The organism is Benzoatithermus flavus (genome assembly GCF_037908215.1).
Classification (GTDB): domain Bacteria; phylum Pseudomonadota; class Alphaproteobacteria; order Geminicoccales; family Geminicoccaceae; genus Benzoatithermus; species Benzoatithermus flavus.
In genome coordinates this window covers 60,854-74,377 of record NZ_JBBLZC010000020.1, presented here as the reverse complement: position 1 = coordinate 74,377, position 13,524 = coordinate 60,854, and the positions used below count along the sequence as shown (strand labels likewise).

The 13,524-nt window shown below is 70.4% G+C and carries 11 protein-coding genes; 10 read left to right on the top strand and 1 reads right to left on the bottom strand.

The features are described from left to right. The first annotated feature begins 39 nt into the window (after nt 1-39). The 10 genes from U1T56_RS17835 to U1T56_RS17790 are packed head-to-tail and all read left to right on the top strand — an operon-like array spanning nt 40 to nt 10,846. Nucleotides 40-330, top strand: coding sequence for an STAS domain-containing protein (locus tag U1T56_RS17835; RefSeq protein WP_418160845.1), 291 nt, complete (start codon nt 40-42; stop codon nt 328-330). Continuing rightward, the gene (locus tag U1T56_RS17830) at nt 327-689 is read left to right on the top strand and encodes a response regulator (protein ID WP_418160844.1); all 363 of its coding nucleotides are present in this window, start codon (nt 327-329) and stop codon (nt 687-689) included. The genes U1T56_RS17835 and U1T56_RS17830 overlap by 4 nt, the downstream gene beginning before the upstream one ends. 12 nt (nt 690-701) lie before the next feature. Then, entirely contained in the window at nt 702-3,317 is a 2,616-nt protein-coding gene (locus U1T56_RS17825) for a chemotaxis protein CheW (protein ID WP_418160843.1), read from the top strand. Nucleotides 3,318-3,351: 34 nt separating this feature from the next. Continuing rightward, entirely contained in the window at nt 3,352-5,262 is a 1,911-nt protein-coding gene (locus U1T56_RS17820) for a methyl-accepting chemotaxis protein (protein WP_418160842.1), read from the top strand. 45 nt (nt 5,263-5,307) lie between these two features. Beyond that, nucleotides 5,308-5,919 carry a hypothetical protein gene (locus U1T56_RS17815; RefSeq protein ID WP_418160841.1) on the top strand — a complete coding sequence of 204 codons (612 nt, stop codon included), beginning with the start codon at nt 5,308-5,310 and terminating at the stop codon, nt 5,917-5,919. Further along, nucleotides 5,903-7,972, top strand: a complete 2,070-nt coding sequence (locus U1T56_RS17810; RefSeq protein WP_418160840.1) for a methyl-accepting chemotaxis protein — start codon at nt 5,903-5,905, stop codon at nt 7,970-7,972. Before U1T56_RS17815 ends, U1T56_RS17810 begins: the two co-directional genes overlap by 17 nt. A gap of 17 nt (nt 7,973-7,989) precedes the next feature. Continuing rightward, entirely contained in the window at nt 7,990-8,832 is an 843-nt protein-coding gene (locus U1T56_RS17805; protein WP_418160839.1) for a CheR family methyltransferase, read from the top strand. Further along, nucleotides 8,829-9,398 (top strand): chemotaxis protein CheD, encoded by a 570-nt coding sequence (locus U1T56_RS17800; RefSeq protein WP_418160838.1) that lies wholly within the window; start codon nt 8,829-8,831, stop codon nt 9,396-9,398. Before U1T56_RS17805 ends, U1T56_RS17800 begins: the two co-directional genes overlap by 4 nt. Nucleotides 9,399-9,419: 21 nt before the next feature. Continuing rightward, nucleotides 9,420-10,436, top strand: coding sequence for a chemotaxis-specific protein-glutamate methyltransferase CheB (cheB, locus tag U1T56_RS17795; protein WP_418160837.1), 1,017 nt, complete (start codon nt 9,420-9,422; stop codon nt 10,434-10,436). A 20-nt stretch (nt 10,437-10,456) separates the two neighbouring features. After that, a complete protein-coding gene (locus tag U1T56_RS17790) occupies nt 10,457-10,846 on the top strand; it encodes a response regulator (protein WP_418160836.1) in 390 nt (129 codons plus the stop codon). A gap of 29 nt (nt 10,847-10,875) precedes the next feature. Here the strand turns inward: U1T56_RS17790 and U1T56_RS17785 are convergent, their stop codons facing one another. Next, nucleotides 10,876-13,323, bottom strand: a complete 2,448-nt coding sequence (locus U1T56_RS17785; RefSeq protein WP_418160835.1) for a hypothetical protein — start codon at nt 13,321-13,323, stop codon at nt 10,876-10,878. Nucleotides 13,324-13,524 lie beyond the last annotated feature (201 nt).

Here is a 13,524-nt window from a genome sequence, read left to right as displayed (position 1 = left end):
ATGGATTCGTGGCTTCACCCCTGACATGGAACCTCGGACGTGACCGGAGCCGGTGACGACGTCTTCGTCTGGGCCGATCTCGAGGGGCTCGAGCTGCTCGGCCCGCTGGCCGATCGCCTGCGGGCGGCGCTGCAGAGCGGCCAGCCTCTCGTCATCGACCTCTCCGAGGCCGGCGAGCCCGGCGCCGCCGCGATGCAGCTTCTGATTGCCGCGGCCCGGTCCGGCGATGCCTTCGTCCTGCGCAACCCGAGCCGGGCCTTCGTCGACGGCTGCAGCGCGCTCGGCCTGTTCGCCGCGCTGATGGCGATGCCCCTGGAAGCCCTGCCATGAAGATCCTGATCGTCGACGACACGCGGACCTTGCGCGAGCTCCTGCGCGACGCCCTGCTCGAGGCCGGCCACGAGGTGATCGAAGCCGAGGACGGCGCCAAAGGGCTCGAGCGGTTCGCGGCGACGCGGCCGGCGCTCGTCATCACCGACCTCAACATGCCGGTCATGGACGGAATCGAACTCACCCGCGCCATCCGGGCGCGACCCGATGGTGGATCCGTCCCGATCTTCATCCTGACCACCGAATCCGCAGCGGAGCGCAAGGCGCAGGGTCGCAGCGCCGGGGCGACGGGCTGGATGGTCAAGCCGTTCAACAGCGAGCGGCTGATCGCCACCATCGCCTGCTACGAGGTGCAGTGAGGCCGCCCGGCGATGACGGACGAACTCGACACGATTCGCCTCATCTTCTTCGAGGAGTGCGACGAGCTGCTCGTCGAGCTCGACCGGCATCTGCAGGCGTTCGAGGCGGGCAGTAGCGATCCGGAGAGCATCAACGGCGCGTTCCGGGCGATCCACAGCATCAAGGGCGGAGCAGGGGCCTTCGCGCTCGGCTCGCTGATCGCCTTCGCCCATGCCTACGAGACGGCGCTCGATGCGGTGCGCTCGGGCCGCCTTGCGCTCTCGCCCAAGGTCGTGGGCGTGCTCCGCCGGGCCGCCGACCGGCTCGCCGATCACGTCGAGGCCGCGAAGCAGGGGCGCGCGCTCGACAACGGCGATGCCCTGGAGATCGAGCTCGGACAGCTCGCCGGCTCTCGCGACGAGGTCGATCTCGACCAGCTGTTCGGGGAAGCCGCGGCACCGGTCGCGCCATCCGTGCCGAACCAGGCTCCGCCCGCCGGGCTGCGGCGGCTCGAGCTGCGCCTGCATCCCCGCCAGGACCTGTTCCGCCGCGCGGTCGAGCCCGCGATGCTCATCCGGATGCTGCGCGAGCTCGGCCGGGTCAAGGTGAAGCGGGTCGAGGACGCCGCGGTGCCGCCGCTCGCCGAGCTCGACCCCAGCGACTGCTGGCTCGCCTGGGAGCTCGAGCTCGAGACCGATGCCGCGCTGGGTGCGCTCCATACCAGCCTCGAGCCGTTCCTCGATCCCGACGAGTACACGATCGTCGATCCCGCGGCCGAGGCGACCGAGACGGTATCGGCGGCTCCACTCCCGTCCACTCCTGTCCCCGCCGCAGCCGCCGTCGCTGCCCCGACGCCACGCGCTACACCTCCGGCTGCCGCCAGATCCGCAGAAGCCGCTGCGGCGGGCAGCGAGACCCGTGCGGGTGGCAGCATCCGAGTCGATATCGGCCGCATCGACCGGCTGATCAATCTCGTGGGCGAGATCGTCGTCGTCCAGGCGGTCCTGGCCGAGCAGAGTCTCGCCCTCGACGCGAGCCGGCACAGCGGGCTGATCGATGCCGTCGTGGCGCTCTCGCGGCGCTCGCGCGAGCTGCACGAGGCCGTCATGGCCGTGCGCGCGCAGCCCGTGAAGACGGTGTTCCAGCGCCTGCCGCGGCTCGTGCGCGAGCTGAGCCAGGCACTCGGCAAGCAGGCGAAACTCGTCCTCTTCGGCGAGAGCACCGAGGTCGACAAGACCATCATCGAGGAGCTCTCGGAGCCGCTGACGCATCTCTTGCGCAACGCGATGGATCACGGCCTCGAGCCGGCCGAGGAGCGCCTGGCCGCCGGCAAGCCGCCCGAAGGCACCATCACGATCGGCGCCGAGCAGCGCGGCGGGCGCATCGTCATCACCGTGGCCGACGACGGCCGCGGCATCAACCGCGAGAAGCTCCTCGCCAAGGCCTCGAGCCGCGGCCTCGTTCCCGAGGGAACGAGGCTGGCGCCGGAGGAGATCGACGCGCTCATCTTCCATCCCGGCCTCTCGACCGCGGACAGCATCAGCGACGTTTCCGGCCGTGGTGTCGGCATGGACGTCGTCAAACGCAACATTCAGGCCATGGGCGGGCGGATCGGGCTGCACAGCGAGCCCGGCCAGGGCTGCCGCTTCACGCTCTCGCTGCCGCTGACGCTCGCCGTCCTCGACGGCATGGTCCTGAAGCTGGGCACCCAGCGCTATGTCGTGCCGCTGCAGAGCATCGTCGAGACGATCTGCGCCGGCGGTGCTGCCGTCAACGTGCTGCCGGGCGGGCGTGAGGCGCTCAGGATGCGCGATCACCTGATCCCGCTGGTCCGGCTCGCCGCCGCCATGGGCCTTCCGGCCGACACGGCCCCGGCTGCGGGCGGCGAGGACGATGTCGTCATCGTCGTGATCGAGACCGAGACCGGGCAGCGGATCGCCCTTCTCGTCGACGAGATCATCGGCCAGCAGCAGGTCGTCGTCCGCAGTATCGAGCAGGCTTATGGACAGGTGCGCGGTGTCGCCGGCGCTTCGATCCTGGGCGACGGTCGCGTGGCCCTGATCCTGGATGCCGATGCCCTGCCGCAGCTCGCGGCGAGACCTGCTCTCACGCACACGAGCAACTGGGGAGAGACGGCGGTGGCCGTCCACAAGCCTGCGAACAGCGAGACTCCGACCGCGGCCCTTCCCGGCGGCGGCACGTTCAAGATCGTGACCTTCCTCGTCGCCGACCGGCAGTTCGGCGTGCCGATGCGGGCCGTGCGCGAGATCAAGCGCTGGATGGAGACCACGCCGCTGCCGCACGTGCCGGCCTATGTGCGTGGCGTGCTCAACCTGCGCGGCACCATCCTCGCGGTCTACGACCTCAGAGCCCGCCTGGGCCTCGGGCTCACCGAGCCCACGAAGGACCACATCATCATCATCGTCAGCATCGACGACCGGCTGATCGGGCTCCTGGTCGATGCGGTCTGCGACATTCCCGAGGTCACACGGGCCGACGTGCAGCCCGTCCCCGACCTCGCTGCCACGGACGACACCCCGCTCCTGGGCGTGATCCTGCGCGAGGAGGCCGTGGTCTCGCTGCTCAACCTCCACCAGGTCGCGGGCTCTGCCGCTCCGGCCGCGATCGACACTCGCCCCACTGCCTGAACCGGGTGCCCGAGAGCCCGGCAAGGACAAGAAGATGAAGCGCTTCGCCGAGTTTCGCCTCAGCCTCTCCTCGAAGCTCGCTCTCGCTCTCGCAGGGAGCATGGCCACGGCTGCCGGCATCACGGGCTTCCTCACCCACGAAAGCCTCACCACCCAGTCAGGTGCTGTCGGCCTCGCCCCGCTCGCGGGCGGGGCTGCGGTCGTGCTCGCCGGCGCGGCCCTCGTCCTCGGCCGGGTCCTGGGCCGGCCACTCGCGGCGCTGGTGCCGGCGGCGGAGCGGCTCGCCGCCGGCGAGGACCCGGCTATTCCGGGTGCCGGCCGTCGCGACGAGCTCGGCGAGCTCGCCCGCTCGCTCTCCGTCATCCATCGCAAAAGCGTGGAGGCGCTCCAGATCCGGACGGCGCTCGATAGTTCCGAGGCGAGCGTCATGGTTGCCGATGCCGGAGGCACCATCATCTACGCCAATGCGTCGATGATCCGGCTGCTCGAGCGGCTCACGCCCGAGCTCCAGCAGACCGTTCCGGATTTCGTCGCGAGCAGGATCGTCGGCTGCCATATCGACCAGTTCCACAAGAACCCGTCTCATCAGCACGCGATCCTCGCGAAGCTCGAGGACCGCCATAGCACCGTGCTGCAGCTCGGCGAGCGGACGCTCAACTTCGTCTACACGCCGGTCCGCGACGCCCGTGGCCGGCGCATCGCCACCGTGACCGAATGGATGGACATCACCGAGTGGGTGCGGGCCGAGGAGGAGGTCGCAGCCGTGGTCGGCCGTGCCGCCGAAGGCGACTTTTCCGGTCGCGTTCCGCTCGAGGGTAAGAGCGGTGGCATGGCGAGCGTGGCGCAAGGGCTGAATCAGCTCTCGGCCATGGTCGAGAACGCCGTGGCGGAGTTCGCGGCCACGCTCGAGCGGCTGGCGCAAGGCGATCTCAGCCGGCGGATCACGGGCGAACATCGCGGCATCTTCGGCGCGTTCAAGCGCAGCCTGAACGAGACTCTGGACCGGCTGGCCGCCACCGTGGCCGCGATCCAGACGGCCGCGACCGAGATCAAGACCGCGGCCAGCGAGATCAACGCCGGTGCCGACGATCTGGCACGGCGCAACGAGCAGCAGGCCTCGAGCCTCGAGCAGACCGCGCGCAACACGCGCGAGCTCGCCGGCTCGGTCGAGCACGGCGCCCAGCGTTCGGCCGAGGCGAGCCGGCTGGCCCAGGAGGCGCGCGAGCTCGCTGAGCGCGGCCGGGCGGTCGTGGCCGAGGCGATCGCGGCCATGCAGAAGATCGAGCAGGCCTCGGTCAGGACCGGCGACATCACCGTCATCATCCAGGAGATCGCGAGCGAGACCAAGCTGCTCGCGTTCAACGCCGAGGTCGAGGCCGAGCACGCCGGCGAGAAGGGCCGGGGCTTCGCGGTGGTGGCGCAGGAGGTGGGCACGCTCGCCGACCGCTCGCGCGATGCCGCCAAGGACATCAAGAGCCTGGTCGAGAACAACAACCGCGAGATCAAGGAAGGCGTGTCGCTCTTCAAGAGTGCCGGCGAGGTGCTCGAGCAGATCTTCCACAAGTCGCAGCAGGTGGACGCACGCATCGCCGAGATCTCGACCGCCGCCAAGGAGCAGGCGCACGGCATCAAGGAGATGAGCCAGGCGATCGCGCACATGGACGGGATCACCCAGTCCAACGCGGGCCTCGCCGAGGAGTCCGCCGCCTCCTCCAGAGCGCTCGCCGAGCGGATCGCCGATCTGCAGCGCCAGATCGATTTCTTCAGGCTGGGCACCACCGCGGCGCCCCACCCTGCGGCCGCGCCGCCGATCCCGCTCGAGCCCGATCATCCGAGCACCTTTCCCCGTGCCGCGCGGACCGGCGATCGAGGCGGCTACGCCAACGGGCACGCGAACGGTCATGCCGGCAGCTACGTGAGCCAGCAGGGCTGGGTCGGGCACTGAGGCCGTCACGCCATGCAGCAAGAGCCATCGCAGAAAGCCCTCGCCATGAGGCCCGTGAACCTGGGCGCAGGTCTCGCCGCCACGGCGGCGGCCCTCCTGCTCGCCTCCGTCGCGAACGCCGCGGCGCCGCCGGCGCCTCCTCTCTCCTTGATCGACGCGCGGCTGATCGAGAGCCTACGCACGATCCTGAAGAGCGAGACGGTGACGGTGACGCTGCGGGCCCGGCGCGCCGACATCGGCGAGGCCGAGATCGTGGCCCTCGACCGGCAATGGACGAAGGAGCGGAGCCAGCAGCGCCAGCCGCTCGTCGCCCGGATCATGGCCTCGCCGCTCTCGAGCTACCTGCGCAGCGTCGAGGCGGCATCCTTGGGACTCATCGGCAAGATCATCGTCTTCGACCGGCGCGGCCTCAATGCCGGCCTCAGCGCCGTCTCTTCCGACTACTGGCAGGGCGACGAGGACAAGTGGGCGAAGACGGTGCCGGTGGGGCCGGGCGCCGTCTTCGTCGACCAGCCGGAATGGGACCCGGAGCACGCGGTCTGGCTGGTCCAGGTCGATCTCGCGATCCCCGATCCCGACGGTGGCGAGCCCCTCGGGGGCGCTTCCTTCGACGTCAATCTCACCGAGCTGGAGCGGCGTCATGCGGCCGGCCTTTGAGCGCCTCCTCAGGATGGACATGTTCCCGCTGGCGCCGCGCACGACGGCCCTGTTCGGAGTGCTGGCGCTGGTCGCCGGGCTGAGCGGTGCGGTGGCCTTTCGGGAGATCGGCCAGATCCGGGCCGATCAGGAGGTCGCGAGAGTGCTCGACGAGCGCCACGCCGTGCTCACCGAGCTGAACGCGCTGATGGACCGGCAGAGCATCGCTCTCCTGTCGTTCCTGGTCACGGGCGAGGAGCGCCACACGGCCGCGTTCGCGGCCAGCGCCGCCGAGATGGAGCCGCGTGTCGTGCGCCTGCGCCAGCTCCTGGCCGACAGGCCCGAGGATCTGGCGCGGTTCGAGCGCATGCTGCGGCTCGTCGAGCAGTGGCGGAACGGCTATGCGCAGCGCCAGCTCGAGCTCATGACCGGGTTCGCGACCGTCGATACGGCCCGTGCGCTCGAAGTCACGGGCGAGCCCGCAGCGCTGCTGGCCCGGGCCGACGAGGAGCTGCGCGAGCTGGTGCGCATCGGCGAGACGGAGAAGGACCGGCTGGATGCGGCGCTTCGCGCCGAGCTGTCCCGAATCGTCGTGAGCCTTGCGGCGTGCGCTGCGCTGACCCTGCTCGCGGCGATCGTCGCCGGCTGGTGGACGCGGCGCTTTCTCTTCCGGCCGATCGCCGAGATCACCGGTGTCCTCGACCGGCTGCGGGCCGGCGAGCTCGCCGTCGCGGTGCCGGAGGCCGACCGCCGCGACGAGATCGGCGTCATCGCCCGCGCGGTCGCGAGCTTCGGTGAGAGTCTCATGGAGCGGATGCGGCTCGAGGCCGAGGCGAGAGAGGCCGCGGCCACGGCCGCTGCCCGCGCTGCCCGCGTCGGCGATCTGCAGGCGCGGCTCGGCATGGTGGTCGATGCGGCGCTCAAGGGCGATTTCAGCGCCCGGATCGATTGCCGCTACGAGGATCGCGATCTGCAGGAACTGGCCGAGCGGGTCAACCTGCTCGTGAGCGGCGTCGAGAGCGAGCTGCGCGACCTCATGGCCGTGAGCGAGGCCCTGGCCGACGCCGACCTCACGAAACGCCTCGCAGGCGAGCGGCAGGGCGACTTCGCTCGGCTGCAGGACGACTTCAACCGCATGGTCGAGAACCTGACCTCGCTCGTCGTCGAGCTCGAGACGATGGCGAGCGACGTGAACGCCACCGTGAGCGAGTTCAGCGTCGGCGCCGACGAGCTCGCCGCCCGGACCGATCAGCAGGCCTCGAGCCTGGAAGAAGCCGCGGCGACGACCGAGGAGCTCACGGCCTCGGTGACGCAGAATTCCGAGCACTCGCGGCAGGCGAGCGGCCTCGCCCGGGAGGCGCGCGAGCTCGCCGAGAAGGGCCGGGAGATCACGGCCGAGGCGGTGGCCGCCATGATCCGGACCGAGCAGGCCTCGGCACGGATGAGCGATATCACGACCATCATCCAGCAGATCGCGAAGCAGACGCGGAGCCTCGCCATCAACGCCGCGGTCCAGGCCAAGCGGGCCGGCGAGGAGGGCAGGGGCTTCGCCGTCGTGGCGCAGGAGGTGCGGATGCTGGCCGACCGTTCGAACGACGCCGCGCGCGACATCAACAAGCTCATCGCCAACAGCACCCAGCAGCTCGGCGAATGCGTCGAGCTCGTCAAGCGCGCCGGCAAGATGCTGGAGACGATCGTGACCACGGCCCAGCGCGTCGAGAGCACCGTGCACGAGATCGCCTCGGCCAACGCGCAGCAGGCACACAGCATCAAGGAGATGAGTGCCGCCACCGTCCATCTCGACGGGATGACCCAGAAGAACGCGGCGCTGGCCGAGCAGTCCGCACGCGGTGCACGCGCGCTCGCGGGTCGGGTCCGCGACCTCCTCGACCGCGTGGCGGTGTTCCGGATCGATCCCTCGCTGCGGCCCGAAAGGCGGCAGCGCCCGGCTTCCCTGCCGGCGGCGGCCGCCCGTCGGCGCGGGCCGAGCCCCGGTGACGTGCCGCCGGTCCCCCCGCGCGTTCCGCCAGCACCGGTGGCCATGGCCGCTGCCGAAAGCTGGAGCGAGTTCTGAGCCGACCGGCATCGACCATGTCGAGCGAGCTTGCCGAAGCGTCCCTCAGCCGCGAGGACTTCGCCCATGTCGCGGCCCTGGCCCATGCGCGCGCCGGGCTCGTCGTGCGCGAGGAGAAGGCCGTCATGGTGAGCGGCCGCCTCGCACGGCGTGCGCGGGCCTTGGGGCTTCCCGACCTCGCGGCCTATTGCCGGCTCTTGCGCGGGCCCGAAGCCGAGGCGGAGATCCCGCACTTCATCAACGCGCTCACGACCAACCACACCGCGTTCTTCCGCGAGCGGCACCACCTCGAGCATCTCTGGTCGGAAGTGATGCCCAAGGTCGCCTCCGCCGCGCGCGATCCCAGAGGCTGGGTGCGCCTCTGGTCGGCTGCCTGCTCCACCGGCGAGGAGCCCTATTCGATGGCCGCCGCCGTGCGGCGTGCACTAGGAGCCGGCCCGCTGCCGGGCTTGCGCATCCTCGCGACCGACGTCGACACCGAGGTGCTGGCGACCGCGCGCCGGGCCCGCTACGCCGTGGCTGCCCTCGACGAGGTGCCCGGCGAGTGGCGGAAGCTGCTCGCACCGGCGATCGGTCGCAGCGACGCCACGTTCGAGATCCCGGCCGAGCTCACGGAGCTCGTCGCCTTCCGTCACCTCAACCTGATCGACCCCTGGCCGATGCGAACAGGCTACGAAGCGATCTTCTGCAGGAACGTGTTCATCTATTTCGATGCGGCTACCAAGGCGCGGATCGTCGACCGGTTCGCCGAGCTGCTCCGGCCGGGCGGCTATCTCTATCTCGGCCACACCGAGTTCCTGACCACGCGGCACCCGCTCCTGGAATCGGTGGGACGGACCATCTACCGGCGGCGGCCATGAGCCAACACCGCACGCCTCCCTGGCTCCATTACCACACCAGGCACGTGCCGCCCGGCGAGTACGGAGTCTCGACCGAGCCGGACGTGGTGCTCTCGACGCTCCTGGGCTCGTGCGTCGCCGCCTGCCTCTACGATCCCGAGGCCCGTGTCGGCGGGCTCAACCACTTCCTCCTGCCCGAAGGCAAGGAGAACCTTCTCTATGGCAATCATGCGATGGAGGTGCTCCTGAACGCCATCCTCACGCATGGCGGCCGGCGCCGCAGCATCGTGGCCAAGATCTTCGGCGGGGCGCGGATGGTGGCCCACGCCGTCTCGCCCATCGTCAATGTCGGCCAGCGCAACGTCGAGTTCGTCCGCCTCTATCTCGCCAAGGAGGAGTTTCCGCTCCTTTCCGAGGACGTCGGCGGCACCGAGGCGCGGCGGATCTGGATGCATCCCGCCACGGGAAGGGTCTGGGTCGAGCGACTCGGGACCAAGGACACGCAGCCGCTGGCGCTCAGCGAGAGCCGCTACCGCGACAGCATCAGCCGGCAGCCGCCCGCCGGCGACATCGACATCTTCGGATGAGGCCCTTTTCGGATATCTATCATGCCGCGCGTGCTGATCGTCGACGATTCCAGGCTGATGCGTCGCGTGCTGACCTCGGTGATCGAGGCGATGAACGGGTTCGAGGTCTCGGGCGTGGCCACGAGCGCGGAGGAGGCCGAGCGCAGCATCGAGGCCTCACGCCCCGACGTGATCGTGCTCGACGTGAACCTGCCCGGTATGGACGGGTTCACCTTCCTTTCCCGGCTCCGCCAGCGTCACCGCACGCCGGTGGTCCTCATCTCTTCGCAGGGCTTCGCCGAGATCGCGCGGGCGCGCGGCGGCCTGCCCGACGAGGCTTTCAGTTTCATCGAGAAGCCGGACGGCGTGCGGCGCACGCTCGACGACTTTCGCCGCGAGCTCGGGGCGATGTTGGTCGGGCTCGCCGTAGGCAGGTCCGCGCGAGCCGCCGAGCCCGCGCCGATCCCCACACCCGTCGCGCGCCCGAGCCGCTATCGCCTGATCGCGATCGGCGCCTCCACCGGTGGTGTCGACGCGGTGACGGCCCTGCTCTCCTCGCTGCGCGCTCCGCTGCCGCCCGTGGTGATCACGCTGCACATGCCCGCCATGTATACCTATCGGTTCGCGCAGCGCCTTGCGACCGTCACGGGCCACGCCGTCGACGAGGCGCAGGATCGCGAGGCCTTGAGCCCCGGCCAGGTCCGCGTGGCGCCGGGTGGGCTGCAGCTCAGGGTCGAGAACCGAAGCGGTGCGCCCGTGACCCTGCTCTCCGACGATCCGCCCGTCTCGGGCCACAAGCCCTCGGTGGATGCGCTGTTCCACTCGGTCGCGGCGAGCTTCGGTCGTGCCGCGATCGGGACGATCCTGACCGGCATGGGTCGGGACGGGGCGGAAGGCCTGCTCGCGATGCGCCGGGCCGGGGCTCTGACCTTCGGCGAGGCGAGCGAGAGCTGCATCGTCTACGGCATGCCCAAGGCAGCCATGGACATCGGCGCGGTCGAGCACGAGCTGCCGCTCGATGCCTTGGGAAGAGAAATCATGCGGGCGCTCGGCGCCTGAAGCGAGAGGAGAATGAGATCGTGCCCATCGCCAAGAATCTACGAATCCTGGTCGTGGACGACCAGAAAAGCATGCGGGAGCTCGCGCGCATGTGCCTGCGGGGTCTGGGCGTCGAGGAGATCGACTTCGTCGAGAGCGCGGAAGCCGCGCTCGAGCGGCTGAAGGAGGCTCCCTTCGACCTCATCATCTCGGACTGGAACATGGAGGGAATGACCGGCCTCGAGTTCCTGAAGAAGATCCGGCAGAACCCGGTCCTGGCCCGGATGCCGTTCGTGATGGCAACGACCGAGCGCACCGCCGAGCACGTCCTGGCGGCGAAGAGCGCCGGTGTCAGCCACTACATCGCCAAGCCCTACAGCCAGGAGAACTTCAAGAAGACCCTGGAGCAGGTGCTGGGCCCGCTCACCTGAGAGCGGGCGAGCCTGCGTGGCGGCGGCTCTCAGGAGCCGCCGCGCACGGCCGCGAGCAGCACCGTGGCCGTCTTCTGCAGCTCCTCCACGGTCTGCGGCTCGGGGCGCGTGAGTGCCTCGAACAGAGCTGCCTCGGGCGTTTCCGCCAGCACCGGCCCCCAGGTTCGGCCCAGCGCCACCGCCTCGGCCACACGTCCCGCGTTGTTCAACGCCGCAGCCAGCCCCAGAAGATTGTCGCGCAGACCCGGATCGTCGCGCGCGGCCTTGGCCGGATCGGCTGGCAGCGCCTTTCGCATCTGCTCGGCGATCCAGGCCCAGTCGCCGGTGGCGAGCGCCGCCTCGAACAGGGCGGCCTTCGCGGCGCCATCGCCTGCGGCCATCCTCTCGCCTTCGATCAGGTGCTTCGCCGCCGCCGGCTCGCCGGCGTCGATCAGCGCCCGTGCCGAGAGCATCGCCCAGCGCGCACGCTCCGGAGAGGAAGGCGCCACCATGGCCGTCATGGTGCGTAAGACCCGCAAGGCCCGCTGCGGGTCGCCTCCCTCGATCGCGAGCGCTGCCCGTTGCAGGCGGACCTCGATCTGCTCGGCCGTGTCGCCACGTTCCTCGATCGCCTCCAGCATCGCGTCCGCCCGCTCCTCGAGGCCGGCATCCGCGAGCCGCCGTGCGGCGGCCACGATCTGCGTCCGGCCGGCCGGATCGTCCGGTGCCAGGCGATCGGCCATGGAGAGAACGGCGCAGCGCAAAGGCTCCGTCACCGGTACCGAGCCGTCGGCGAGTCCGGCGAGGAGCGCTACCGTCTCCGCACGGACCGCCGCCTGCGACGCTTCGGGAGCCGCTCCCCAGCGCCGCAGCTGCTCGATCGCGTCCAGCACCCGGCCGCTCTTGCGCAGAGCCTTGGCGATCAGCCGCTCGTGTTCGGGATCGAGTTGCGGCTCGACCCAGTTGGCGGCGAGATATTGCAGCTCGTCGGCGATCCTCGCCGCCGTCGCGGGATCGGCATCGGCCAGCCGGATCCCGGCCAGGCGATAGCGCGCCCTGATCCCGATCGCATCGGGCCGTCCGGTCAGTCGGCCATAGAGCGTCGCCGCGGCCGCGGGCTCGCCCTTGAGCTCGAGCTCGCGACCCTGCCAGTAGGCGAGCTCGTCCATGGCATCGGGCTCGGCTGTCCAGGATTCGATCATGCGCATCGCGTCGTGCGCCGGGGCGAAGCGCCGCGCCTCCACGAACCGTGCCAGGGCATCGAACGCGACCTTCCGGCGCAGCGCGTCCGGGAGCGCGCCGAGCTCGGCGGCGCGTTCGCCCAGGCTCGCCGCCCGGTCGAGATCGCCCCGATAGAGGGCCGCGATCGTGGACCACAAGCCGTTTCCTACCCGTGTCAGCGCGGCATCGGGAGCGAGCGCGCCGGTCGTCAGCGCGGTCACGGCTTCGCGCAGGAGTCCGAGCCGCGACCTGGGTCCGTACCGGCGCAGGATGTCGTCGGCGAGCGCTCGCGCCTCGTCGAGACGGCCGTGGACGAGCAGCACCCCGACCATCCGCTCGAGCGCCGCCGGGGCCGCATCCGGCTGCTCGGCTATCGCCTCGACCGTCTTCCGCGACTCCAGCGTGTAGGGCTCGCGGGCATAATCGTCGAGATCGAGCGTCGGCTCCGGTCCGGCAGAGGACGCAGGCGGCGCCGGGGCTGCCGTCGCCGGTACAGCCGCCGATGCCGGCACCGCTGCTTCCGCAACGGGCGGAGGCGAAGGTTCCGGTGCCCTTGCCTCTCGCGCCTCTGCTGCCGGGGCCGGGGTCTTCGAGGACGCAGGCGGCTCCGGCCGTGTCGCGGGGACCGGGGGCTCTTCGGCTGCCGACTTCGCCAGAAACCATCGCACGATCGCGAGATCGGCAGCGGTGGGCGGATCGGCGAGCGCTATGCCGGACCGCTTTTCGAACCGCTGCATCGCGATCCGGGTCTGCCTGCCGGGCAGGCCGTCGGCCGGACCGGGATCGAAGCCCAGCTTGGCGAGTCCCTCCTGAATGCCCCAGACGACTGGGTCGCGCCTGGGTCTCGCCGGAGCCGGGGGGGTCTTCCTGCCGTTGTCGGCTGCCTCGATTCCGAGCGGCACGCGCACGGTCGTCCCATCGACCTCGACGTCGAGCAGAAGCTTGCCGGCGCTCGTCACCGTGCGCAGCGGGCGGACCATGTGGCTGCGCTTGCCGACCTCCGGCTCGTCTCCACCCGCGAGGGTCGTCACGCCGGCTGCCTCGTCGAGCAGGAGGCGGTAAGATTCGCCGTCGACCATGACCTCGATCGAGAACGCGTCCTTACCGGCAATGGCGCTCTTGATCCGCTGTGTCTCGACCGGGATCACGCGCGGGGGCTCGGCCGTGACGCCGCCTGGCAGGCCCGCGACCCAGAGCGCCACGGCCCCGAGCAAGGCACGCCGCAGACGCGCCGAGTGATCCGGCTGGTAACGGGCGAGGCTGATCTTGACGTGCATCCGGAGATCCGAGCGGTTCTGCTGATCGGATTCGATCCGAGCCCAGCGTTCGAGTTCTCGCAAGCCGTCTAGCCGGAGCAGAGCCTGTTGGTCCAGGCAGCCGCCGGCCGCATGACAATCCATGCGACACTATGCATTCCTTGTGCAGCACCATGGATTCTGTAGACCTGTGGGCGAGAACGGAAGAAATCCGCTCGGCAC

What these genes read in the sequence shown, in the direction of transcription:
- U1T56_RS17810 (WP_418160840.1), top strand. Translation starts at nt 5,903, where the DNA reads ATGCGGCCGGCCTTTGAGCGCCTCCTCAGGATGGACATGTTCCCGCTG.
- U1T56_RS17820 (WP_418160842.1), top strand. Translation starts at nt 3,352, where the DNA reads ATGAAGCGCTTCGCCGAGTTTCGCCTCAGCCTCTCCTCGAAGCTCGCT.
- U1T56_RS17785 (WP_418160835.1), bottom strand. Translation starts at nt 13,323, where the DNA reads ATGCACGTCAAGATCAGCCTCGCCCGTTACCAGCCGGATCACTCGGCG.
- U1T56_RS17825 (WP_418160843.1), top strand. Translation starts at nt 702, where the DNA reads ATGACGGACGAACTCGACACGATTCGCCTCATCTTCTTCGAGGAGTGC.
- U1T56_RS17830 (WP_418160844.1), top strand. Translation starts at nt 327, where the DNA reads ATGAAGATCCTGATCGTCGACGACACGCGGACCTTGCGCGAGCTCCTG.
- U1T56_RS17815 (WP_418160841.1), top strand. Translation starts at nt 5,308, where the DNA reads ATGAGGCCCGTGAACCTGGGCGCAGGTCTCGCCGCCACGGCGGCGGCC.
- cheB (WP_418160837.1), top strand. Translation starts at nt 9,420, where the DNA reads ATGCCGCGCGTGCTGATCGTCGACGATTCCAGGCTGATGCGTCGCGTG.
- U1T56_RS17805 (WP_418160839.1), top strand. Translation starts at nt 7,990, where the DNA reads ATGTCGAGCGAGCTTGCCGAAGCGTCCCTCAGCCGCGAGGACTTCGCC.
- U1T56_RS17800 (WP_418160838.1), top strand. Translation starts at nt 8,829, where the DNA reads ATGAGCCAACACCGCACGCCTCCCTGGCTCCATTACCACACCAGGCAC.